The sequence below is a fragment of the Rhizobium sp. SG570 genome (assembly GCF_012275345.1).
In the GTDB taxonomy this organism is placed as follows: Bacteria; Pseudomonadota; Alphaproteobacteria; order Rhizobiales; family Rhizobiaceae; genus Rhizobium; species Rhizobium lusitanum.
Window position 1 is genome coordinate 1 of the sequence record NZ_JAAZQI010000009.1, and the last position, 22,978, is coordinate 22,978.

22 protein-coding genes are annotated in these 22,978 nt (G+C 59.8%); 15 read left to right on the forward strand and 7 right to left on the reverse strand.

Annotated features, from left to right (window positions below):
• Positions 1-480: IS630 family transposase (locus FHT28_RS18505; protein WP_168597005.1), on the forward strand; the 480-nt coding region annotated here is incomplete at its 5' end.
• 147 nt (positions 481-627) lie between these two features.
• Here the strand turns inward: FHT28_RS18505 and FHT28_RS18510 are convergent.
• A complete protein-coding gene (locus tag FHT28_RS18510; protein WP_047560846.1) occupies positions 628-858 on the reverse strand; it encodes a DUF2093 domain-containing protein in 231 nt (76 codons plus the stop codon).
• Positions 859-941: 83 nt separating this feature from the next.
• A complete protein-coding gene (mutL, locus tag FHT28_RS18515; RefSeq protein ID WP_168597006.1) occupies positions 942-2,774 on the reverse strand; it encodes a DNA mismatch repair endonuclease MutL in 1,833 nt (610 codons plus the stop codon).
• A 346-nt stretch (positions 2,775-3,120) separates the two neighbouring features.
• Here mutL and FHT28_RS18520 point away from each other — a divergent pair, with 346 nt between their 5' ends.
• Positions 3,121-4,857 (forward strand): response regulator, encoded by a 1,737-nt coding sequence (locus tag FHT28_RS18520; protein WP_037198486.1) that lies wholly within the window; start codon positions 3,121-3,123, stop codon positions 4,855-4,857.
• Positions 4,858-4,982: 125 nt separating this feature from the next.
• Complete coding sequence (locus tag FHT28_RS18525) at positions 4,983-6,338, forward strand: EAL domain-containing protein (protein ID WP_047560850.1); 1,356 nt, start codon at positions 4,983-4,985, stop codon at positions 6,336-6,338.
• Positions 6,339-6,407: 69 nt separating this feature from the next.
• Here FHT28_RS18525 and FHT28_RS18530 read toward each other — a convergent pair whose 3' ends face one another.
• From FHT28_RS18530 to FHT28_RS18550, 5 genes are all read right to left on the reverse strand, one after another.
• The gene (locus FHT28_RS18530) at positions 6,408-7,025 is read right to left on the reverse strand and encodes a PRC-barrel domain-containing protein (RefSeq protein ID WP_037198489.1); all 618 of its coding nucleotides are present in this window, start codon (positions 7,023-7,025) and stop codon (positions 6,408-6,410) included.
• Positions 7,026-7,380: 355 nt separating this feature from the next.
• On the reverse strand, positions 7,381-8,271 hold the full coding sequence (locus tag FHT28_RS18535) for an SMP-30/gluconolactonase/LRE family protein (RefSeq protein WP_037198491.1): 891 nt from the start codon (positions 8,269-8,271) through the stop codon (positions 7,381-7,383).
• A gap of 3 nt (positions 8,272-8,274) precedes the next feature.
• Positions 8,275-8,910 (reverse strand): 2-dehydro-3-deoxy-6-phosphogalactonate aldolase, encoded by a 636-nt coding sequence (locus tag FHT28_RS18540; protein WP_092572959.1) that lies wholly within the window; start codon positions 8,908-8,910, stop codon positions 8,275-8,277.
• Positions 8,910-9,842 (reverse strand): 2-dehydro-3-deoxygalactonokinase, encoded by a 933-nt coding sequence (locus tag FHT28_RS18545; RefSeq protein ID WP_037198494.1) that lies wholly within the window; start codon positions 9,840-9,842, stop codon positions 8,910-8,912. The genes FHT28_RS18540 and FHT28_RS18545 overlap by 1 nt, the downstream gene beginning before the upstream one ends.
• A gap of 22 nt (positions 9,843-9,864) precedes the next feature.
• The gene (locus tag FHT28_RS18550; protein WP_168597007.1) at positions 9,865-10,635 is read right to left on the reverse strand and encodes an SDR family oxidoreductase; all 771 of its coding nucleotides are present in this window, start codon (positions 10,633-10,635) and stop codon (positions 9,865-9,867) included.
• Positions 10,636-10,770: 135 nt separating this feature from the next.
• Here FHT28_RS18550 and FHT28_RS18555 point away from each other — a divergent pair, with 135 nt between their 5' ends.
• The 12 genes from FHT28_RS18555 (at position 10,771) to FHT28_RS18610 (ending at position 22,962) form a co-directional block, all read left to right on the forward strand.
• Positions 10,771-11,580 carry an IclR family transcriptional regulator gene (locus FHT28_RS18555; RefSeq protein ID WP_052212580.1) on the forward strand — a complete coding sequence of 270 codons (810 nt, stop codon included), beginning with the start codon at positions 10,771-10,773 and terminating at the stop codon, positions 11,578-11,580.
• Between the two features lie 324 nt (positions 11,581-11,904).
• Positions 11,905-12,645 (forward strand): LuxR family transcriptional regulator, encoded by a 741-nt coding sequence (locus FHT28_RS18560; RefSeq protein WP_173410450.1) that lies wholly within the window; start codon positions 11,905-11,907, stop codon positions 12,643-12,645.
• Positions 12,646-13,311: 666 nt separating this feature from the next.
• Positions 13,312-14,460: an Mrp/NBP35 family ATP-binding protein gene (locus FHT28_RS18565; protein WP_037198500.1), complete on the forward strand. Its 1,149-nt coding sequence runs from the start codon at positions 13,312-13,314 to the stop codon at positions 14,458-14,460.
• 414 nt (positions 14,461-14,874) lie between these two features.
• The gene (locus FHT28_RS18570; RefSeq protein WP_037198501.1) at positions 14,875-15,852 is read left to right on the forward strand and encodes a magnesium transporter CorA family protein; all 978 of its coding nucleotides are present in this window, start codon (positions 14,875-14,877) and stop codon (positions 15,850-15,852) included.
• A 17-nt stretch (positions 15,853-15,869) separates the two neighbouring features.
• Positions 15,870-17,771 carry a potassium transporter Kup gene (locus FHT28_RS18575; protein ID WP_037198503.1) on the forward strand — a complete coding sequence of 634 codons (1,902 nt, stop codon included), beginning with the start codon at positions 15,870-15,872 and terminating at the stop codon, positions 17,769-17,771.
• Between the two features lie 170 nt (positions 17,772-17,941).
• Positions 17,942-19,123: a cell wall hydrolase gene (locus FHT28_RS18580; protein ID WP_092572956.1), complete on the forward strand. Its 1,182-nt coding sequence runs from the start codon at positions 17,942-17,944 to the stop codon at positions 19,121-19,123.
• Between the two features lie 307 nt (positions 19,124-19,430).
• On the forward strand, positions 19,431-19,775 hold the full coding sequence (locus FHT28_RS18585; RefSeq protein WP_037198506.1) for an AtpZ/AtpI family protein: 345 nt from the start codon (positions 19,431-19,433) through the stop codon (positions 19,773-19,775).
• Positions 19,776-19,854: 79 nt separating this feature from the next.
• On the forward strand, positions 19,855-20,607 hold the full coding sequence (locus FHT28_RS18590) for a F0F1 ATP synthase subunit A (RefSeq protein WP_037198508.1): 753 nt from the start codon (positions 19,855-19,857) through the stop codon (positions 20,605-20,607).
• A 66-nt stretch (positions 20,608-20,673) separates the two neighbouring features.
• Entirely contained in the window at positions 20,674-20,901 is a 228-nt protein-coding gene (locus FHT28_RS18595; protein ID WP_004109844.1) for a F0F1 ATP synthase subunit C, read from the forward strand.
• A 78-nt stretch (positions 20,902-20,979) separates the two neighbouring features.
• Complete coding sequence (locus tag FHT28_RS18600) at positions 20,980-21,573, forward strand: F0F1 ATP synthase subunit B (protein ID WP_037198509.1); 594 nt, start codon at positions 20,980-20,982, stop codon at positions 21,571-21,573.
• 3 nt (positions 21,574-21,576) lie between these two features.
• The gene (locus FHT28_RS18605; protein WP_047560865.1) at positions 21,577-22,068 is read left to right on the forward strand and encodes a F0F1 ATP synthase subunit B; all 492 of its coding nucleotides are present in this window, start codon (positions 21,577-21,579) and stop codon (positions 22,066-22,068) included.
• 129 nt (positions 22,069-22,197) lie between these two features.
• Positions 22,198-22,962 carry a phosphotransferase gene (locus FHT28_RS18610; protein ID WP_168597008.1) on the forward strand — a complete coding sequence of 255 codons (765 nt, stop codon included), beginning with the start codon at positions 22,198-22,200 and terminating at the stop codon, positions 22,960-22,962.
• Positions 22,963-22,978: the final 16 nt, after the last annotated feature.

Consider the following 22,978-nt stretch of genomic DNA (forward strand, 5'->3'; position numbering starts at 1 on the left):
ATGGCGCCGCTTCGAGGCTGGGGGCCGAGGGGCAAACGCCTGCGCAGCTTCGCCCCCCACGGCCATTGGCGCACCCTGACCTTTCTCGGCGCGCTGCGCTGCGATCGGCTGACCGCACCCTGTGTATTCGATGGACCGATCAACGGTCAGTGCTTCCGAGCCTATGTCGAGCAGCAGCTCCTACCGGTGATTGAACCCGGCGACATCGTCGTGATGGATAACCTCGGCTCCCACAAGTCGGTCGCCATCCGTCAGATGATCCGCAATGCCGGTGCGCGGCTCTGGTACCTGCCGCCCTATTCTCCCGACCTCAATCCGATCGAACAAGCCTTCGCCAAAATCAAGCACTGGATGCGCCTGGCTCAGAAGCGAACCATCGATGACACCTGGCGCTACATCGGACATCTCGTCAAAACAATCGAGCCCAACGAATGCAACAACTACTTCGTCAACGCTGGATACGCTTCCGTCAAAACCTGAAACGCTCTAGAGCGGTTGCGCGCTTCACGGAATCGCCTGACCGCTCTGGCTTATTGTTTTTGCGCAATTCCGGACGGAAAACCGCTACGCACTTTTCCTGGAATTGCTCTAAAGCTGCCGGCCCGTGTCAGGCAAAAGCCAAGATATTCAGCGTTTCTGGTTGGGAAGCGCGCCGGCCCGCTTTTCGGCTTCCAGCGAGGACATCACATCGGCATAGGGTTCCTGCCGGGCAACGCTCCAGTAGCGCAGCTCATCGAGCGCAATGCGCTGGCCGGTCATGGCGCAGATGACGTACGAGCCGGGCATCAGGATCTGGAAGTCGCCGTCGAGGTAGCGAACTTTCGCCTCGCGGTTCCCATGTCCTTCGAAAAGATTCATCTGATGCCGTCCTCGATCTCTGTCACCTGTTTGCCATACCGCGCCGGACGGGACTTTTCCAGTCCTTTCGAAACGGGGCGTCTTCAGCTGCGCCCGAAGAGCCGTTCGATGTCCGAGAGCTTCAGCTCTATATAGGTCGGCCGGCCGTGGTTGCACTGGCCCGAGCCCGGCGTCGCTTCCATCTGGCGCAGCAGCGCGTTCATCTCCTCCGGCCGCAGCCGCCGCCCTGAGCGTACCGAACCGTGGCAGGCCATGGTCGCGGCCACATATTCCAGCTTCGCGGCAAGCCCGGAGGCGGTGTCCCACTCGGCGATCTCATCGGCCAACTGTCGGATAAGCCCTTGCGCATCGACCTCGCCAAGCATGGCCGGCGTCTCCCGCACGGCAATTGCGCCAGGACCGAAGCGCTCGACGGCAAGGCCAAGCTCGCCAAGCTCTTCGGCGAACACCATCAGCCGGTCGCAGTCCTCTTCCGGCAGGTCGACGATCTCGGGGATCAGCAGGACCTGCGAGGATAGCCGCTTCGAATGCAGGGCCTTGCGCATCGCTTCGAATACCAGCCGCTCATGCGCCGCATGCTGATCGACGATGACGAGGCCGTTTTCGGTCTGCGCGACGATATAATTCTCGTGCAGCTGGGCGCGGGCAGCGCCCAGCGGAAAGCGGGACGGTTCTTCGGCACGCACCGGCTCTATCGGCTGAGCAGCCTCGGCGCGGGCAGTGGGCATGGCAAGCCCGTCGAAGGCAGCCTGAGACCTTTCCGTGAAACCGTATCCTCCGGCTGTCGCGGTCCTCTCATAAGGGCGTGATGGCGATGTTTCTGGCGTCCAAGGAGCGGCCGCGGGCGATGGCCGCCATCCCGGCTGGAAGCCCGAGCGGCCGGCGGTGAAGGCGCGCAGCATGCCATCCGCCCCCGTCGTTGCGGCACGATCACCCTCCCGCACCAATGCCTCGCGGATTGCGCCGACGATGAGGCCGCGCACGAGGCCGGGATCGCGGAAGCGCACATCCGATTTCGCCGGATGCACATTGACGTCCACGAGCGCCGGGTCGACCGTCAGCGAGAGGACGGCGACGGGGTAGCGACCGGAGGGAATGGTTTCGGCATAGGCGCCGCGGATCGCCGACAGGATCAGCTTGTCCTGCACTGGCCTGCCGTTGACGAAGGCATATTGGTGTGCCGAGTTGCCGCGATTGAATGTGGGAACGCCGGCAAAGCCGGTGAGGCCCACATCCTCGCGCATGGCGTCGAGCGCGATGGCGTTATCCTTGAAGTCCGCGCCGAGTACTTGCGCCATGCGCGCGAGATGATCGTTACCGGTCGCGGGAAATTCGAGCGTCGAACGGTCGCTGCCCGACAGCACGAAACGCACCTGTGGGAAGGCGATCGCCATGCGCTTGACGACCTCGGTGATGGCAGCGGCTTCCGCCCTCTCGGTCTTCAGGAATTTGAGGCGCGCCGGCGTCGCAAAGAACAGGTCACGCACCTCGACGATCGTGCCGGGATTGGCCGCCGCCGGGCGCAGATGCAACACCTTTCCGCCGGCAACAGCAATCTCCGTGCCGCCGGCCGCACCCGTCCTGCGGCTGGCGATCGACAGCCTCGCCACGGAAGCGATGGAGGGCAGGGCCTCGCCGCGAAAGCCGAGCGTGCGAATATCCTCCAGCGTATCCGAGATTTTCGAAGTGCAGTGGCGCCTGACCGCGAGTTCGAGGTCTGCCTCTTCCATTCCGGAGCCGTTGTCGCTTACCCTCAGCAGCGCCTTGCCGCCGCCTGCCGTGGCGATTTCGATGCGCGTTGCGCCGGCATCGATCGCGTTCTCGATCAGCTCCTTGGCAGCACTTGCCGGCCGCTCGATGACTTCGCCCGCGGCGATCTGGTTGATCAGTGTTTCGGAAAGTTGCTTGATGGCCATGGCTTCATTCTCGTGGATTCGCGGCAGCGTGAAAAGAGGAAAGGCGGTGCTCGTGTCATCATCCACCCGTTTCCATCCAGGGGCTTTGTTAAGAAATTTAATCAATGTTTAAGGGAATGATGACAGGTTGCGTGACAAGAAGCTTGAAATGACTACAGGTGGCGCGCTTCGTGCACGCTGGAGGCTCTTGATGGCAGGTTGGTGGCCGTCAACTCTCATGAGCCAGGTTCCATCTGTTTCAAGTGGCAAGGCCAGCATGATATTTTCATAAATTTGCCTTGCAGAGTGAGTGCCGCTCTGTCGATTTTTCGTGCTGTGAAACTGGTTGGGTGTAGGGATCGGACGAATGACTGCCGGAATTGAAAAGGCAGCCTTGGCAATCATGACTGAAGATGCGCTTTCCGGCGGCAATCTGCAGACAATGCTCTTTGACGCCCTCTGTGACGGACTGTCCAGCGCCCTCTTCGCCTACGACAAGAACGATCTGCTGTTATTCGCCAACCGTCAGGTCCTGAACTTCTTTCCGATCCAACCTGAATTCCTGCGACCCTCGACGCGACTGCGCGACTTCCTGGGCGCCGTGTTCGACACGGGCATACGGACTCGGGACCGCGGCCAGGCCAAGTCTTCGGCCAACCGTGAAAACTGGATCTCGCAGCGCATCGCCTCGCACTGGCGCGAGCGGTTTGAGACGACCGAACACTTTTCGGATGAGCGCTGGGTTCGCATCATCAAGCGCCGACTACCGTCTGGCATTGGCGTCTGCATCGTCTCCGATATTTCCGAAGTGAAGAAGCGCGAGGAGCAGTGGCGCGTCGACATGGAGCGCGTGCAGCTTACTGAGGACATCCTCGACAACCTGCCGTTCCCGCTTTTCGTCAAGGACCAGAACATGGTCTATGTCGCTGTTAACAGGGCGTTCTGCGATAAATACCAGGCGGTGGCCGACGAGGTGCTGGGTCGCAAGGGCACCGATCTCTTCTCCACCGATCTTGCCAATCGCTTTCATGAGAGTGACCGGCATGTCATCGAGACCGGCGAGATGTCGATCTCGCGGCAGCGTCAGATTGCCCGAGACGGCGTCGTGCGCGATATCGTCACGCGCAAGCAGCGCATCGGCAAACCCGGCCGTTACTTCCTCGTGGGTACCATGCAGGATCTGCCGAAGGACGGAGGCGATTTCGAGGAATTCGCCCATGCTTCCCAGATCAGGGAGAACAACGACCGGTCCTATCGGCGCGCCTATGTTCCCATGGCTGCTTTACAAACCATTTCGCGCCGTCCGGCTGCCATGGAGACCTTCGTCCCGGAGAATTTCAGTGGCCGCAGGATTCTGGTCGTCACGGCCGATTTTGCCGCGGAGACGGCCGCGCTGAAAACGCTCGGGAATTACGGCTTCGAGGCATGTGTCGTTCATAATGAGAACGAAGAGGCGGCGTTTCTCGATGTGGCAAGCGCGCACGGCGTCAAGATCGATCTTGTGATCGTCGACAACCAGCTCGGCAAGCGCGGCATCGAACTGGCCGAGCGGCAGAACGTCTCCGCTCTCTCCCTCGATGGTTCGCAACTCTCCACCGAGCTCACATTCCTGATAGCACGTCATTTCAACCGGAATATACGCGGCGAGCTCGGGGACATTGCCGAGCCGGGGATAGGTCAGGAATGGCGGGTCGCCGCCGGTGAAAGCCGCAGCATCCAGATCCTCGTCGCCGAAGACAATGATATAAATCAGATCGTCTTTTCACAGATTCTCGAAGGCCTCGGGTACAGCTATGCAATTGCTGCGAGCGGCGATGAGGCAGCGCGAATGTGGAGCGAGCACCGCCCCGAACTGATCCTTATGGATATTTCGCTGCCGGGCCTCAACGGCTTCGAGGCGGCGCGCCTGATCCGTGGCGCGGAAAAGGGCAGCGGATCGCATACGCCGATCATCGGTGTGCTGCCCCAGGCTTTCGAGCGCGATCGCAAGGAATGCGGGGAGGCTGGCATGGATGACGTCATCCTGAAGCCCGTCAGCCCTGATATTATCGAGACGGTATTCCAGAAGCACCTGTGCAGCGCCGCTAAAGCAAAAAACAGATAAGTATCGCAATGGTATAGCGCCGACGGCAAGTTATCGCTCACATCGAATGAGTATCACCCTGCCATCCTTTGTTAAGACTTAGCCCTCATGCTTTTTCCAGGGTGGAGAAAACGTCGGAATCGAATATGAAATCGGCTGAAATACCGCTTGGGCCAGTCAGTCAGGAATTGCAGGCAACAGCATATACCGATCCGCTGACCGGATTGGGCAATCGTCATCGCATGCGCGAGCGCACGCGACAGCTTTCGCTTGAGCGCGCCAGCGATCCCGCCCCCTTCACCATCGGCATCGCCAATCTGGATGCCTTCAAGCCGATCAATGATCTTTTCGGCGTCGAAGCCGGCGATGAAATTCTCTGCCAGGTTGCGCATCGCCTCAAGGCGTGCATTCCGGACGGTGCGACGGTGACCCGCCATGACGGCGACGAATTCGCTTTTGTCCTGCCGCTGGTCTTCGAACGCGTTGGCGCCGAAAAATTCGGCCAGATGATCCGCGAAGTGCTGTCGGCGCCGTATGATCTCGGCGACCGCAACGTTCGGCTTTCCGCCTCCTTCGGCTTTGCCATCCATCCCTTCGCCGGCGATGAATTCGACGATCTCCTCAAGAATGCCGAGACCGCGCTTTATCGCTCCAAGCGTCGCGGCCGTGGCCAGATCACCGTCTATTCCAAGGAGATCGCACAGGAGATGAAGCGCGCGACGCAGCTCGAGCAGGCGCTGCGCAATGCCATCATTTCGGATGTCATCGATGTGCATTTCCAGCCGATCGTTTCGCTCGCCAATAATATGGTTCTCGGTTTCGAGGCCCTGGCTCGCTGGAACGATCCCGATCTCGGCTTCGTCTCACCTGCCGTCTTCGTGCCGCTGGCCGAGGAGCGCGGCTTTATCGACGCATTATCCGAGGCCCTTTTGCGAAAGGCTGCCGAGGCGGCGCTCTCGTGGCCACGCGAGCTTTTTCTGTCCTTCAATCTGTCCTCGGCGCAGTTGATGGACCCCGGCACCAGCAGCAGCGTCCTTGCCATTCTCGCCCGCGTCGGCCTGGACCCGCATCGCCTGGAGCTCGAAATCACCGAAACGGCGGTCATGAGTTCGGCCGACACGGCGCATCGCATCATTGCCGATCTCAGGGCAGTGGGCGTGCGTATCTCCCTTGACGATTTCGGCACCGGGCAATCCAGCCTCGGCCGCTTGCGCGAATTCATCTTCGACAAGGTGAAGATCGATCGCGCCTTCGTTTCGCGCATGAATTCGGACAGAGCCTCCGAACATATCATTAAGGCGGTTCTTGCCATGTGTGAAGGGCTGGAGCTGCGGGTGGTCGCCGAAGGCATCGAAGAACATGCGGAAGCCGCAAAGTTGAAGGCGTTGGGCTGTGCCATGGGGCAGGGCTATTATTTCGGCAAGCCCGTGGATAGCGTCGCCACGCTTCGCTATCTGCAGACCCATTATTTCGAAGCCGCCAGCGAGCGTGAGATCGCATAGGGCTGAAAAATAATCCAAAAAAGGCGGCCCCTGAGGGCCGCCGCTTGTCCGTCTATCTGACCACCTGAGTTACTTGTTGGTGGTCGACGATGTCGTCGTGTTGTCCGTTGCCGGCATTGTCGACGTTCCAGCCGAACTTGCGGCCTTGTCGGAAGCTTGCATCGCAAGCGTCTTGAACTCCGGCGCAGCCTTCAATGACTCAGCCGTTTCGGTCGTCGTCAGCTTGATGGTGCCATCCTGAGCATTCTGGGTGGCACTGATCTTGTCGAACGGGACTGCGACGTTCTTCTGGCCCATGCCAAGGAAGCCGCCGACGCCGACGATCGCGGCGACAACACCGCCCTGCTTCTGCAGGATCAGATCGTTGATGCTGCCGATGCTTTCGTTCTTACCGTTATAGACAGACTGACCCATATAGGTCTTGGCGCTGATCTGGTCTGCCGACTGTTCGGTCAGATTACCGGCTTGTTCCGTGCCGGTCATGGCGGCGGGAGCCTGTGCCTTGGTCTGCGGAGCCGCACTATCCGGCTTCGTTGTGTCGGGTGTGGCCGGAGCCTTCTGCGACAACGGTGCGCCGCTGCCGCCGGTCGACGGTTGCTGCGACTGCGCGAAAGCCATTGGTGAAAGAACGGATGCAGTGGCAAAGATTGCGCCTGCGGCGACGGAAGTGAAGAGTTTCCCAGTCATCGTGAACCTACCTTTCATTCTGATGGGCATGCTTTAAGAAGCGCATGCATACCAGTACGAGTGGAGCCTTTGTTTTGCCGACCATCATCGTACCGGTCGTAGAGGCTAATGGTTCACGGAGGCTTTGGTTCCGTCAAAAGTTGCAGGAAGAAAATTTGTCGGAGCGACAGACCGAGAGAATATTGTGAAAAAACAATTTGTTATGAAGATCAAAAACAACCTGGAAGATTGAGCGGAGTGGTGATGAAGGATCGTGCCCGCTCATCTTTGGTGGCGCGGGGCTTGGTCTGTTACGGCGCTAATTCGCATCGCGGGCACCACCTTCGCACCCGCAACGCGCGAAGGTGGCCTTCGTTCAAAGCTTGTATCGCGGATCGAAAACGCCCCTGACCGTCGCGCCAAGTTCCAGAAGCGCACCGGCCTGCGGCTGCATGGAGCGAGCTTCGTCATCAAGCCCTTCCCAGGCGGTCGTCACCGCCAGCCGATCAGCGTTCTTGCCGATGAAGGCGGGGCAGGAGGGCTGCATCGCGGGCACGCGATAGCGCTCGATACGCAGGCCGTCCGGGCTGTACTTGTCGACGAAGCCGGAACCCCAGCGCGCATTCCAGATATAGCCGTCGGCATCGCAGACCGAGCCATCAAGACCGCCTGGGTCCTCCATGCTGTCGACCATCACAATCGGTTCACCTGCCGGAAGCCCGGTCTCCGGATCGACCAGCACGCGCATGAGCTGGCTGACGCGGGTATCGGTGAAATAGCCGATCGTGCCATCGGGCGAAAAGCAGATCGAATTCGGAATGCTGATCTGGTCGAAGATCTTGGTGACCTTGCCGCCGGCTGCCACATGATAGATGGCGCCCGCCTGCATCTCGGCGCGCTTGCCCATGGTGCCGATCCATAGGGATCCGGAGACATGCGTACGCCCGTCATTGGAACGGTTTTCAGGCTTGTCGGCTTCGATCGCCGCATAGAAGCTTAGCTCGCCGCTGGCGATGTCACGCAGGAATAGCCCCTCTTCGGTGGCGATCATCTGCCGCTCTGCGTCGACGCGGGCGAGCACGCTCGCCATCATCGGCAGCTCGTGAACCTGCTTCTTGCCGGTCGGCAGATGCAGCTCGTGCAATTCCTTCCCGAGGATGTTGAACCACCAGACCGTGTCCGTATCGGGATCGTAGGTTGGGCCTTCGCCCAGGACAGATGAAGTATTGCAGAGAATATTGCCCTGAAAATCATGAATATCGGTCATAGATCAGGCTCCTATGGCTTCGTCATAGGCATAGATGGTTGCCTTGGCGCGTTCGGCAACCTCCTCCGCCGTCATTCCCGGCTTGTAGAGGCTGGTGCCGAGACCGAAAGCGAGAATGCCGGCCTTGGTGTAATCCGCGAAATTCTTGTCCGAAACGCCGCCGACGGCAGCGATAACAAGCTCCGGCGGCAAAACGGCGCGGATAGCGGTAATGCCGGAAGCGCCGAGCACACCCGCCGGGAAAAATTTGAGACCCGTGGCGCCGGCCCTTGCCGCGGAAAGCGCCTCCGTGGCGGTGAACACGCCGGGCATTGTCACCATGCCCTTGTCGCGGGCGCGGCTGATGATCGCAGGCTCGACATTCGGCGTGACAAGCAGCTTGCCGCCGGCGCCATCCAGTCTGTCGACGTCCTCGATGGTCAGCACGGTGCCGGCTCCGATCAGGCAGTCGGCAGGCGCCATCTTGGCGGCGATTTTGATCGAGCGGAAAGGTTCGGGCGAGTTCAACGGGATCTCGATGGCGGTGAAGCCGGTCTCGATCAGAGCGCCGACGATATCGGCCGTTTCCTCCGGCTTGATGCCGCGAAGAATGGCAATGAGCGGGCGCTTCATGGGAGGGAAGGGAATGCGAGTCGTCATCAGCTTTTGCTTTCGTTCTTGAGCCAGATCGCTTCCGCCGCCGCGGAAAGTCCGCGACGGACGGCGGCATCGGCATCGATGGTCTTGTGGGAGAGAGATAGGGTGCGGAATGCATCCTCGTAGAGAGCCTGCAGGCGTCCGGAAGCGACGAGCATGATGGATGCTCCCTGTCCGGCGGAAGCCAAAGCGCCGGCAATCTCGGCGCCGATCAGCGTGCCTGATATCAACGCCTGGGCGCCGGCAGCCGTCAGTCCGTGCAGAAGCTGGCCGGAGCGGGCGGTGAACAGCAGATTGGTAGCGAGCGCCGGCTTGTCGAAAGCAGCCTTGAGCGCGGCTTCGAAGGCCCCGGTATCGGTGGGCATGTCGGCGCTGCCGGCAACGGCATGCGACAGGATGCTGTGCTTGGTGATGACGTCAAAGAGTTCGCCGGTCATGAAGGTCGAGAAACCCATCACCTGGCCGTCGACCACGCGCACCCATTTCGAATGCGTCCCCGGCATGCAGACGAGCTGCTCGCCCTTTGTATCGGCGGCGATCGCGCCGAGCAACTGCGTTTCCTCGCCGCGCATGACGTCAGGCGCTTGCCTGCTGCGTTGCGCGAGACCCGGCAGGATACGAACATCGCGCGACTGTCCGGGGACGGCGACCGCGCCGGTGAGAATGGCGGCAAGCGATGTCGGCGTGTCGATGTAACCGGCTTCCACCCAGCCCTGGCGCGCGCCAGCCATGCCGCAGACGATCACGGGAATATCTGCCGGCGCCGAGAGTGCATCCAGGTGTGCCTGCAATACCCCTGCAAAGCCTGTCTGGGCCGCCGTGGTCATGCCTTCGCCGCTGCGACGCTCCCCCAGAATGCTGCCATCCTGGCCGATCAGCCATAGCCGAAAACTGCTGGTGCCCCAGTCCACCGCGACATATGCGGGTTTCGTCATAAGAAAATGCTCCGATTCTTCACTAGAAAATGCCGCCATCGACGGTAATGGCCTGCGCGGTGATGCTGCCTGAGCAGTCCGAGGCGAGGAAAAGCACTGGCCCCACAAGATCGGCGGCCTTCAGCACATGCTTGAGGCATTGCCGTTCGACGGTTTTGGCCATGCCTTCCTCTGTCAGCCAGAGCTCAAGCTGTCTCTCCGTCACGATCATGCCGGGCAAAACGGCATTGACGCGGATGTTTTCCGGGCCGAGGCGGCCCGCGAAGCTCTTGGTGAGCCCGATAATACCGGATTTCGCAGTTGCGTAGGAGGAAAGCGCCGGTGGGTTCATCCTGAAGACGATCGAGGAGAAGTTGACGATCGCGCCGCCACCGGCCGCCCGCATGCCGGGGGCCGCCGCCTGCGATACGAAGAAGACCTGCTTGAGGTTGATCGCCTGGTTGTTGTCCCAATATTCCTCGGTGGTCGTGTCGATGTCGTGCCGGTCGTCCCAGGCCGCGTTGTTGACAAGCACGCGGATCGCGCCGAGATCGGATTCGACCGCTGCGACCGTGTTCCTGATGGCGCCGACATCGCGCAGATCGGCGTGATAGAAGACGACAGGATGGGCCGACTGTGCCGAGAGCTTGGCGGCAAGCGCCTTGCTCGGCTCTTCGGCAATGTCGATGAAGGCGACTTTCGCGCCCTGCCGGGCGAAACCTTCGACGAGTGCCGCGCCGATGCCGGAGCCGCCGCCGGTGATCAGCACGGTTCGATCCTTCAGATCGGGAAATTGTGCCTGCGTCTCGGTCAAGGTTTCTTCCCTCCCAGGATCGATGAAATCTCCAGTTCCATTATTTGGAACGAAATTTGACTATGTGGAATTATCGGATTACCCTTCCATCGTGTCAAGGATGCGGCGGCAGTGCCAGCGATAAATGAAGGGCGCATGGGTCTGAATTCGGATGGCGAAAAAGGGGATACCCGCCGTGGCCGCGAAACCGGCACGCTTGGAAAGCTCATGGCGCTGGTCGACCATGTGGCGCTTGCCGATGGTCCGATGCGTTTTACCGACATCCTCTCATTGTCCGATCAGCCGCGTGGTACGCTACATCGGCAATTGTCGCACCTCGTCGAGGAAGGACTTTTGGAGGTCGACCGCGACGGGCGCTATCGTCTCGGGATCAGGCTTCTGAACCTTGCCTCACGCAGCTGGGCGCGCAACGAATTCCGCGCCGTGGCCGAACCGCATTTGCGCCACTTGCAGGAATTGACCGGCGAAACCGTGCATCTCGGTGTGTTGCGCGGCTCTGAGGTCATCTATCTCGACAAGGTCGAAGGCCGACAGTCCGTGCGCATGTATTCCCAGATCGGCAATGCCTCGCCGGCCTATTGCACGGGGGTTGGCAAGGCGGCGCTCTCCGCACTGGACGATCTAGATCTCGCTGGGCGGATTGCCGCTCTCGAGTTTCGAGCCTACACCGCGCATACTCATCGCAATGCCGCGCGGCTGCTTGCCGATATCGTGGAGATCAGGGTGCGCGGCTATGCATTCGATCGCGAGGAGCACGAGAGCGGCATATGCTGCGTTGCCGCACCGATCCGCGCAGATGATGGCGGTATGCTGGCGGGCGTCTCGGTGACCGGTCCGGCCTATCGCGTGACATCGCAGAAATTGCAGCAATGGGCGCCCCTGGTGGTGGCCGCCGCCGATTCGATCATGACGGACATGCGCAACCGGCTGGGTCCGAAGCGATAGCTCCGACATGTTTTCCTCAAGGGGCCGCTGAATTATATCGAATTAATGCTTCAGGCGCTGGATCTTAGCAAAATTGCATGCTTGTCTTGAATTTGCTTGTTGAGAAGCGCGCAAGAACTGCCATTATCCCTCGCGTGACTACTGGGCGCGCGAAGGGGTTTGGTGAAATGACGACCGGACATCGTAGTAACGAGCGTTGACGCGAGCGAGATCCTGAGAAAATTATATTTGAACAAGTGCCGGCTACCGACGTTGGTACGATGACCTCCCGGGGCCAAGAGACGGAAATTTCGTATTTTTCCCTTTTTTACATAAAGAAGACTGATGATGGCGGCATTGGTGCAGGTGGGAACGTCTCCTCGCGGCGAGGATTATATTGACGAAGTCAGCAGGCTGAAGACCCAATTCGACGTGTTTCGGTTCATGAAACGATTGACGGAGGTCTATCGTTGCCGGGCTTTCATGGTCGTCAATCTGCCGCCGATCACCTCCTTCGAGTTGCAGAGCAGTTCGGTGATCAACAACTGGCCGGCTGAACTTCTGTCCATCTATGATCAGGAAGCGTTGTTGCCGACCAGCCCGGTGTTGCAGCGCTTGCGAACCTCGACCTTACCCTTTGTCTACGAGGTCTCCACGAGCCCGAATAGGGAAGAGAGCAAATCCCAGTTCGCGGTTGCCTTGTTCGAACGCTTTCGCATGACGCGCTTCATCTATCTGCCGGCCCATGATGTCTCAGGCGTTCGCGGAGCGGTTTCGCTGGCCGGCGATCGCGAGCCTTTCTCGCGCGAAGAGGTCAAGGATCTCTTCTATATCGCAACCCATATCTTCGATCGGCTTGCAGAGATCCGCAATCTCGATATCCGCGTTGTCGATGCACTTACCGATCGCGAGATCGATTGCCTGAACTGGACGGCGGCCGGCAAAACCAGCGCCGAAATTGCCGAAATCCTCACGCTCTCGGAACATACCGTCAATCACTATCTGAACAGGGCCACCAAGAAACTCGATACCGTCAACCGCACGCAAGCGGTTGCCAAGGCGCTCCGCGTCGGGCTGATAAAATAGGCCTTGCTGGCCGACGCCGGTCCGGGTGGATATTTTGTTTCGCGAGCGATCGACGGCCGAACTGATCCCAATTGAACGAAATTCAGGCAGCATCCTGAGTGAATTTTGTGCGCTGCAAATAAAAACTGATGGAGCGCTTTGCGGCACTTTCGCCGCGCAATTGAGCGTCTGTTCCTCAAGTGTTTGAAAAATATAAGCTTCTCTGTTTCCTCCGAAATTGGCACGCTTCCTGCTTGTTAACAGGCAGAGGTCCAGAGGGGACTTTGATAACAGCGCCGATCAATGCGCGCGGATCAGACGACCGTCGTTGATACCATCGCCCTAGCTTCTCCTGGCGAAAGGTATCGGCGGCGGTTGTTGCTTATTTGGCACGTCGATCGACATCGATAGGGCCGAAAGCACGATTTTTGCGACCTTGCCCTACTTCTTTCCCAACTTTGCTTTATGTCGGCCGTCGCAAATAACTTTCGTCTTGGGAGAGCGTTGCGGCTGGTAAGGGTCATAGACCCGGCGGACCTGCTGGCCGCAGCGGACGACGCTTTTTGTCGAAGCCCCCTGAATTTCGTTTGGCGAAGCCCTCCCGCTCCACTATCTAAGCCAGAGAGATTCCGGAAGGCACGCGACTTGATGCCTTGCTCCGGATGAAGATTGCGCAGTGAGGATGGAATGGCAGACATCACCAAGGAACAGGTGCTGGAGACGCTGAAGACGGTTCGCGGCCCGGATCTGGAGCACAATATCGTTGAGCTCGGCATGGTGTCGGATGTCTTCATATCCGATGGCAAGGTCTATTTCTCCATCACTGTTCCCGCCGAACGCGCCAAGGATCTGGAGCCGATGCGCCTTGCGGCCGAGCGCGTCGTCAAGCAAATGCCCGGTGTCAAGGGTGCCATGGTGGCGCTGACCGCCGACAAGAAGGCCGGCGCCCCGGCTGCGCGCCCGGCGCCGCCGCAAGCTGCCCCGCATGCCCATTCCCATCCGCATGCCCCGCAACAGCCACCCCGCGCCGCCAAGATCGGCGTTCCCGGCGTCGGCGCCATCATCGCGGTCGCGTCGGGGAAGGGCGGCGTCGGCAAATCGACGACGGCGGTCAATCTTGCGCTCGGCCTGCTTGCCAATGGCTTGCGCGTCGGCATCCTGGACGCCGACGTCTATGGCCCGTCGATGCCGCGCCTGCTGAAGATCTCGGGCAAGCCGTCACAGATCGATGGCCGCATTATCGTTCCCATGGAGAACTACGGTCTCAAGGTCATGTCGATGGGCTTTCTCGTCGAGGAAGAGACCGCGATGATCTGGCGCGGGCCGATGGTTCAGTCCGCACTCTTGCAGATGTTGCGCGAGGTTGCCTGGGGCGAGCTCGACGTGCTCGTCGTCGACATGCCGCCCGGCACGGGCGACGTGCAATTGACCATGGCGCAGCAGGTGCCGCTTGCCGGCGCCGTCATCGTCTCCACCCCGCAGGACCTGGCATTGATCGATGCGCGCAAGGGCCTCAACATGTTCCGCAAGGTTGAGGTTCCCGTCCTCGGCATCGTTGAAAACATGAGCTATTTCATCGCTCCGGATACGGGCGCGCGTTACGATATCTTCGGCCATGGCGGCGCGCGCAAGGAAGCCGAACGCATCGGCGTGCCCTTCCTTGGCGAAGTGCCGCTGACCATGAGCATTCGCGAGACCTCCGACGCCGGCACGCCGCTCGTCGCCGCCGAACCGGAAGGCGTGGTCGCCGGTATCTATCGCGAGATCGCCGCGAAGGTCTGGGCACAAGTGGCCAATACCCCGCTGCGCGCCGCGCCCGCCATCGTGTTTGAATAATACACAGCGGCATATCCGCTTTCTCCGTCGCCACGGATTGTCTTGCCGGCATCGTGTGCTATGACTTCGCAGAATTTGGGAATCTGCGGTGAAAGCGCGCAATGAAGAGGTTGTGACTTGATTCTTTGCGAGCTTTGCTGCATATGCGCCGCCGACGTGGAGCTGGTCTGGCGTGTCCTATGACCACCCTCCGCCGTTCGGTGGTTTTATTTCGTTCGGCTAGGCTGGATCACCGGGACGGACGAAGGATTGGTACAGCAGCGCAATGGAACATGGACACGGATTCCCGGCCGAACCGGCGGGATACGACCGGAGTTTTATGAGTTTTTTTCATTGGCCATTGGTGGGATCGCGGCGAGTGCGTGCAAAGCGCCTTGGCTGTAGCTTTGTCTCCGCTGCTCTGGGAGCCAGCAGTTGATAACTGCCCATTGCTCAGATTCAAAGCCGCTTGAGCTTCACGACCTTTCGGCTGCCGCTCATTTGCCCGACAATGTTATCTGGATCGACATGGTCGACCCTACGCGCGAGGAAGAAGCCAACATCGAGCGCCTGCTTGGGCTCCAAGTGCCGACGCGAGAGGACATGAAGGATATCGAGCCGTCGAGCCGGCTCTATGTCGAGAACGGCTCGGTTTTTCTGACGGCCTCGCTATTGTGGAAGGCCGATACCAATCTGCCGATGCTGACCGATGTCGCCTTCATTCTGACGGGCCATCGGCTGGTGACGATCCGTTATGCGCAGCCGAAATCCTTCGCGCTGTTCATCGCGGCTCTGCCGCGCATTCCCCCGGAGCGGCGTACCGGTATCGCGCTCCTGACCATGCTTTTGGAAACGATCGTCGACCGCACCGCGGAGGTCCTTGAACAGACGGTCTCCGGTATCGATATATTGTCGGCGCATGTGTTCGGCGATCGTGTCAAGAAGATCCGCCGCCCGTCAAACTATCTGGAAGAGAAGCTCAAGGACATTGCGGGCTACCATCGTACCATCAGCAAGGTGCGTGACAGCTTGAGTTCTTTGTCGCGGCTGCTGACCTTCCTTTATACCATATCCGCCATGCAGCAGGACCAAGAGGCCAAGGAATTGTGCCGCAATGTCTCGCGGGATGTGCAATCGCTGTCGGAGCATGCATCTTTCGTCGCAGGCAACATCACCTTCTTGCTGGATGCATCGCTCGGACTGATCAATATCGAGCAGAACGCCATCATCAAGATCTTCTCGATAGCATCTGTTGTGTTTCTGCCGCCGACGCTCGTGGCATCCGTCTATGGCATGAATTTCGAGCTTATGCCCGAACTGCATTTCGCCTACGGATACCCGGGCTCGCTGCTGCTGATGGTCATATCCGCCATCGTCCCGTTTTTCTTTTTTCGCTGGAAAGGCTGGCTCTGAGAGTCTAGTGGTCCTGAATGTCTAACCAAACCGATCATTCTCCCGACGGGAAAATGAACCCTCGTAAGCTCGCCTACCTCGCCCTCGGATCGGTCGGCGTCGTCTACGGTGACATCGGCACGAGCCCGCTCTATGCCTTTCGCGAGGCACTGAAACCGGTGGCCGTCGACGGCCTGACGCGCAACGAAGTGATCAGCGTCGTCTCGCTGATGTTCTGGGCGCTGACCATCATCGTCACGATCAAATATGTCCTTTTTCTGCTGCGCGCCGACAATGACGGCGAAGGCGGCACGCTGTCGCTCCTGGCGCTGCTGATGAAGACGGCAAACGGCCATACAGCCGTCCTGATGCTGCTCGGATTGTTGGGTGCCGCACTTTTTCTCGGCGACGCGATGATCACTCCGGCGCTCTCGGTGCTTTCCGCCGTCGAGGGTCTGAAGCTGGTGACGCCGCAGCTGTCGGCCTATATCGTGCCCATATCGGTTGCGATTCTGGCGCTGCTTTTTGCCATCCAGTCGCATGGCACCGGTGCCGTTGCCCGTTTCTTCGGCCCGATCACGGCGCTGTGGTTCATCGTCATGGGCGTTGTCGGCATCATGCACATCTCCGATGACTACGGCATCCTCGCGGCCTTCAATCCCTGGTACGCGGTCAATTTCCTCGTCAAGGAGGGTTTTCTCGGCGTGGTCGTGCTCGGCGCCGTCTTCCTGACCGTGACCGGCGCGGAAGCGCTGTATGCCGACCTCGGCCATTTCGGCCGCCGGCCGATCCAGTGGGCCTGGTTCGCGCTGGTGTTTCCGTCGCTGACGCTGAACTATTTCGGCCAGGGCGCCCTGGTGCTGCGCGAACCGCTTGCCATGTCGGATCCCTTCTTCCTGATGTATCCGCGCTGGGCCATCCTGCCGGTGGTCATTCTCGCCACCATGGCGACGATCATCGCCAGCCAGGCCGTTATAACAGGCGCTTTCTCGCTGACACGCCAGGCCATCCATCTGGGCTTCCTGCCGCGCATGGAAATCCTCTTCACCTCGGAGACCAATACCGGCCAGATCTTCCTGCCGTCGGTCAACGCCGTCCTGTTCTTCGGCGTCATTTTCCTGGTGCTGAGCTTCAAGACCTCGGATGCCTTGGCGACGGCCTACGGTATTTCGGTCACCGGTGCGATGGTCGTCACCTCGATCATGGCTTTCGAGTTCGTCCGCGTTCGCTGGAATTGGACGCTGCCCATGGCTATCGCCGTGCTGGCGCCGCTGGTGCTGCTGGAATTCGTCTTCCTCGGCGCCAACCTGCTGAAGATCCACGACGGCGGCTATGTACCGGTGCTGATCGCAACCGCCTTCACCGTCATCATGTGGACCTGGCGTCGCGGCACCGCGATTCTCATGGAAAAGACGCGGCATACCGACATCCCGCTGTCATCCTTCGTCAGCTCGATCGAGCGCAAGAGCGATCACTCGCCGGCGCATGTACCGGGCACGGCGATCTTCCTGACCAGCGATCCGGAATCGGCGCCCGCCGCGCTGCTCCACAATCTGAAGCATAATCACGTCCTGCACGACAAGAACGTCATCCTGACGATCCGCACGATCAACAAGCCGCGCGTCGCCCAGGAAGACCGCTACTCGGTCGAGAAGGTCTCCGACCGGTTCTCGCGTGTCGAGCTGCGCTTCGGCTTCATGGAATCGCAGAACGTCTCGCAGGCGCTCGCGACCCTGCGCAAGACCGGCCTGAAGTTCGACATCATGTCGACCTCTTTCTATCTGGGCCGTCGCAAGCTGGTCCCCGATGCCAAATCGGGCATGCCGCATTGGCAGGACCGGCTCTATATCGCGCTTGCCAATGCCGCGACGGATCCGTCGGACTACTTCCGCCTGCCGGCCAACCGCGTGGTCGAACTCGGATCGCACGTCATCATCTGAGGCAGATGCTATCGCTGTTTTGTCAAAGGCCCGGTGGATATCCGCCGGGCCTTTTTTCTTTCAGGCTTTCGCTCGCCCATTGATGAATGCGCCTTTGCGCGAATTAACCATCCATCAAGGTTAATGGGAGATTATTCCGGCTCTTAGTTCCGAGTGCCGTTTGGAGTCCGGTGTTGTCTCGTTCGCCTCATATCAGCCGAAAATTGCGGATTCTTCCAAAAAATTGGATATCTCCAGCCGTCTTCGGGCTTTGCGCCTGGCTGATCTTTCCATCGACGGCTGCCTACGCCGATCTCGCCGGCCTGCTTTCGGGCATCGACAGGGAAGGCAGCAACTGGCGCATGGTGATGACCAACTCGCCGGCCGGCTCCACCCACCAGGCAGAACTGGCTTTCGGCGATGCAAAGACGGCGGCTGCCGTTGGCGATGGCGGTCTCGTGATGCCCGATGGCCGCCGCGTAGCCTTCCTTTCCGAGCAGAAGGGCAGCGATCCCCGGCCGGATGAAGAGCGCATCAATCGTCGGGACAAGAAGGGCCGGATAGTTTCCGTCGCGCCGATGTTGCCGCCGAAGGATTTTTCTGCCGGCTCTGTGCTGCAGCGGCAAAGCATGCTGTTTCGGCAGGAATCGGACACCGGCGAGCGGACCGCGTTCCTGAAGCCGAAACTCGGCGGCAAGGAGATCCAGATCGCCACCGCCTTCTACAAGAAGCGGCCGCCGCAGCCGGACGATGGTGTGCCGACTTATCTGGCGGGCCTGGTCACCAATCAGAACGCCGATGTTCTGGCCGCCGCCTATGCGTCGCCGGCGCCGGACTATGCTCGGACTTCGCCCTTCGATTCCATCCTTGCCAAGGATCAGGACGGCGAGGGTCGTTTTGTGCCGCAGATAGGGCCGAAGGATCATCCCTGGGCTGCCAATGTCCTGCCGCCTTCGGTATTCTCCTCCGATGAGCAGCAATGCCTCGCCACCGGCATCTATTTCGAGGCGCGTGGGGAATCGGTAAAAGGGCAGGCTGCCGTCGCCCAGGTCATTCTCAATCGCGTTCGCAATCCGGCCTACCCCAAGACCATCTGCGGCGTCGTCTACCAGAACGACGACTGGCACAATGCCTGCCAGTTCTCCTTTGCCTGCGACAGCGTCAAGGACCGGGTCAACTCGCCGGAGCATTGGCGCATCGCCCGTCAGGTTGCCATGGCCGTCACCGCCGGCAAGATCTGGCTTCCGGAAGTCGGCTCGGCCACCCACTACCATGCTGTTTATGTCAGGCCGAAATGGGCGGCATACATGGTGAAGGTCGGCCGCATCGGCATGCACATCTTCTATCGCACCTATGGCGGCGGATGGAGCTGACGTGATCGTGCCGATGAATTGAGGCGCCCTGAAGCCTCATGGCTGGCAAAAAAGCCACATGAGACTGCGGGCTGAAGAGGATTCTTCGGCTCAGTTTCCGCCCGGCAAGGCTTCTTTAGCGTAAACTCATGATTTAATTGGGCTAATTAATGGCTGGACAGATGGTGTCTACGCCTTGACTATGCTTTTTCCTAAAACTATGTTGCGCGCGACTTCAAAACGGGCCGAAAGGTGGCGAAACCTGCCGTTCGTTTACGCGTTGACCGGGGAAATGGGATACGCGCAACGAAAATGGGAGGATGCCACCATGACGGATGATCGCGACGAAGGTCTGGAAAAGCGGCGTGCGGAGCTGGGAGCCGAACTGGCAAGCAAGCGCGCTGCGGTGAGAGAGGATGAATCGGGGGAGGTTCGCGCCGAGGTAAGCCGCAAGGGCTACGCTCAGGCGATGAAGCTTTCCAGTGAGTTCATTGCTGCCATCATCGTGGGCGCTGTTCTGGGCTATGTCTTCGACCGTTTTGTCGGTACGGCGCCGTGGGGCATGATTATCTTGCTGCTTCTCGGATTTTGTGCCGGCGTGCTGAATGTGCTGCGCTCCGCGGGAAAGGTGGCGACACCGGTACTCGAAGAGCGCGGGCCTGACAAGAAATGAGCGGAAACAACGCCGGGGGCGCTGTTTTCAAATGAGAGGCATCCGTTCGGCAGAGCGGAAAAATGAAAGAGAACAAGCGGTGGCAAACGGACCTACCCATCAGTTCCTGATCTTCAAGATTATCCCGATCGATATCGGTGGAATTGATTTTTCGTTCACCAACGCTTCCTTGTTCATGGTCGCCTCCGCAGTGCTCTCTGCCGGATTCCTGTACTATGCCAGCGCACCGCGCGGCGTCATTCCGACGCGGGCTCAGTCCGTGGCGGAAATGGCCTATGAGTTCATCGCCTCGATGTTGAAGGAAGGGGCGGGGACGAAGGGAATGAAGTTCTTCCCGCTGGTCTTCTCGCTCTTCATGTTCGTGCTGACGGCCAATCTGCTCGGCATGGTTCCTTATTTCTACACCATCACCAGCCAGATCATCGTTACCTTCGCTCTGGCGCTTCTGGTCATCCTGACGGTCATTATCTACGGTTTCCTCAAGCACGGTTTCGGTTTCCTCAAGCTCTTCGTGCCGCAGGGCGTCCCGGGTATTCTTCTGCCGCTGGTGGTGATCATCGAGATCATCTCGTTCCTGTCCCGGCCGATTTCGCTCTCCGTTCGTCTTTTCGCCAACATGCTCGCCGGCCATATCACGCTCAAGGTTTTCGCAGGCTTCGTCGCCTCGCTCGGAGCCCTTGGCGCGCTTGGCATCGGTGGAGCAATTCTTCCCCTCATCATGACCGTCGCCCTCACCGGTCTCGAATTCCTCGTTGCCTTCCTCCAGGCTTACGTCTTTGCGGTACTGACTTGCATGTACCTCAACGACGCAATCCACCCGGGTGGCCACTAAGGATAAAGACATTGGCGTCTAAGGGCGTCAGTCATTCACCGCACAACCATTTCAAAGGAGTTCAACATGGACGCGGAAGCAGCAAAGTTCATCGGCGCAGGTTTGGCTTGCTTTGGTATGGCCGGCACGGCTCTCGGCCTCGGCAATATCTTCGGCAGCTACCTGTCCGGCGCACTGCGCAATCCGTCTGCCGCTGACAGCCAGTTCGGCCGTCTGGTATTCGGCTTCGCCGTTACGGAAGCTCTGGGCATCTTCTCGCTGCTCATCGCTCTCCTCCTGCTCTTCGCCGTCTGATATCAGCGGCGTCATAGATCACGGTTCGCGGGCAGCGAGCCGTGATTCTTTGTATTTGCAGACCACCTGGAGGTGAGCATGTTTGTGACCCCGGCATACGCTGACGAAGCACCGCCGGCCGCCGGCGAGGTGCACACGGAAACGGGTGCGCCCGAGCAGGGCCATCACGCCGGCGTATTCCCGCCGTTCGACCATACGACCTACGCCTCACAGCTGCTTTGGCTGGTGATCACCTTCGTTATCTTCTACGTGGCCATGCAGAAGATCGTCATTCCGCGCGTTGGCAAGATCCTGGAGAGCCGGCATGACCGTATCGCCCAGGATATCGAGGAAGCCTCGCGCCTGAAGGCTGAAGCCGACGCTGCCGTCGCGACCTACGAAAGCGAATTGGCAGCTGCGCGCGCCAAGGCAAATTCGATCGGCGCCACCGCCCGCGATACCGCCAAGGCAAAGGCCGAGGAAGATCGCAAGGCGATCGAGGCAAGCCTTTCCGAAAAGCTCAAGGCCGCTGAGGCTCGCATCGGCGAGATCAAGCAAAAGGCTTTCGGCGATGTCGGAGCGATCGCGGAAGAGACGGCTGCTGCCGTCGTCGAGCAGCTGGTCGGCAACGTCGCCGGCAAGGCTGATGTCGCTTCGGCTGTTGCCGCAGCATCCGCCAAGCGGGAGGGTTGATCCATGACGTTTGCTCTTGATGAAACTTTCTTCGCTTTTGTCGCGCTTCTCATCTTCCTCGGCCTGATCGTCTATCTGAAGGTTCCGGGCATGATGGCGAAGTCGCTGGACGACCGTGCCGATCAGATCCGCAACGAACTGGCAGAAGCAAAGCGCCTGCGCGAAGAGGCTCAGCATCTGCTGGCCGAATACCAGCGCAAGCGCAAGGAAGCTGAAGCAGATGCGGCGAACATCGTCGCGGCTGCCGAGCGTGAAGCCCAAATGCTGACGTCGGAAGCCCGCAAGAAGACGGAGGAATTCGTCGCCAACCGCACGGCGCTGTCCGAGCAGAAGATCAAGCAGGCGGAAGCCGATGCGATGAAGGCGGTTCGTTCCGCTGCCGTTGACCTCGCGATTGCGGCTGCGGAATCTGTGCTTGCGCAGAAGACCGGTGGAAGCGTTCAATCGGGCCTCTTCAACGACGCAGTCAACGAAGTGAAGACCCGGCTGAACTAAGCCCGAGAGATCGAAATTCAAAAGAGCCCTGCTTCGGCGGGGCTTTTTTTGTTTCGGCCTCCCGTCTTCTCGGTGTTTGACTAAGGGCCCTTTCCGCATCTAGATCATTTGGGCGCGCAGGGAGGGTCGATGCAGATATTGGACGGCGAGGAACCGTTTCGTCAGGGCGATCACATCCTGCGGCCGGTTCGCCCATGGACATCAAGCGTTCATGCTTTGCTCGCCGCCTTGCGGCGACATGGTTTTGCCGCAGCTCCGCTGCCGGCTGGATTTGATGCGGTCTGGGAGAAAGTGACCTATCTGCCCGGCACCACCGGCGATCTCGACGACAACGTCGAAATGCGCTCCGAACTGGCCTTGCGGTCGGCGGCGTCTCTGCTTCGTCATTATCACGATTGTTCAGCGCTGTTTCTGCGCGACCTTGCAACGGAATGCATATGGCAATTGCCGGCCCGAACGCCGCGCGAAGTCATCTGTCATGGGGATTTCGCACCCTATAATGTCGTGCTGAAAAACGGCGAGGTGACTGGCATCATCGACTTCGAGACGGCTCATCCCGCCCCTCGGTGCTGGGATCTGGCCTATGCCGTCTATCGCTGGGCGCCGCTGTCCTCAGGCATCGGGGTGGGAAGCCTGGATGGGCTGGACAACCAGATCCGGCGCGCCCGCATCTTTGCCGATGCCTATGGAATGTCGGCTGCAGAACGCCGCTCTCTGCCCGATGCCATCGTCGAGCGGCTGGAGGCGCTGCTGAGCTTCATGGAGCAGGAGGCGGCGCGCGGCGTCGAAAAATACCGGCGGGACCTCAAGGAGGGACATGATCAGGGCTACCGCCTGGACATTGCCTATATGACGAGATGGTCGGCGGAAATTACGGCAGGAATGACCGAGTAACAGATAGCAGCGATAT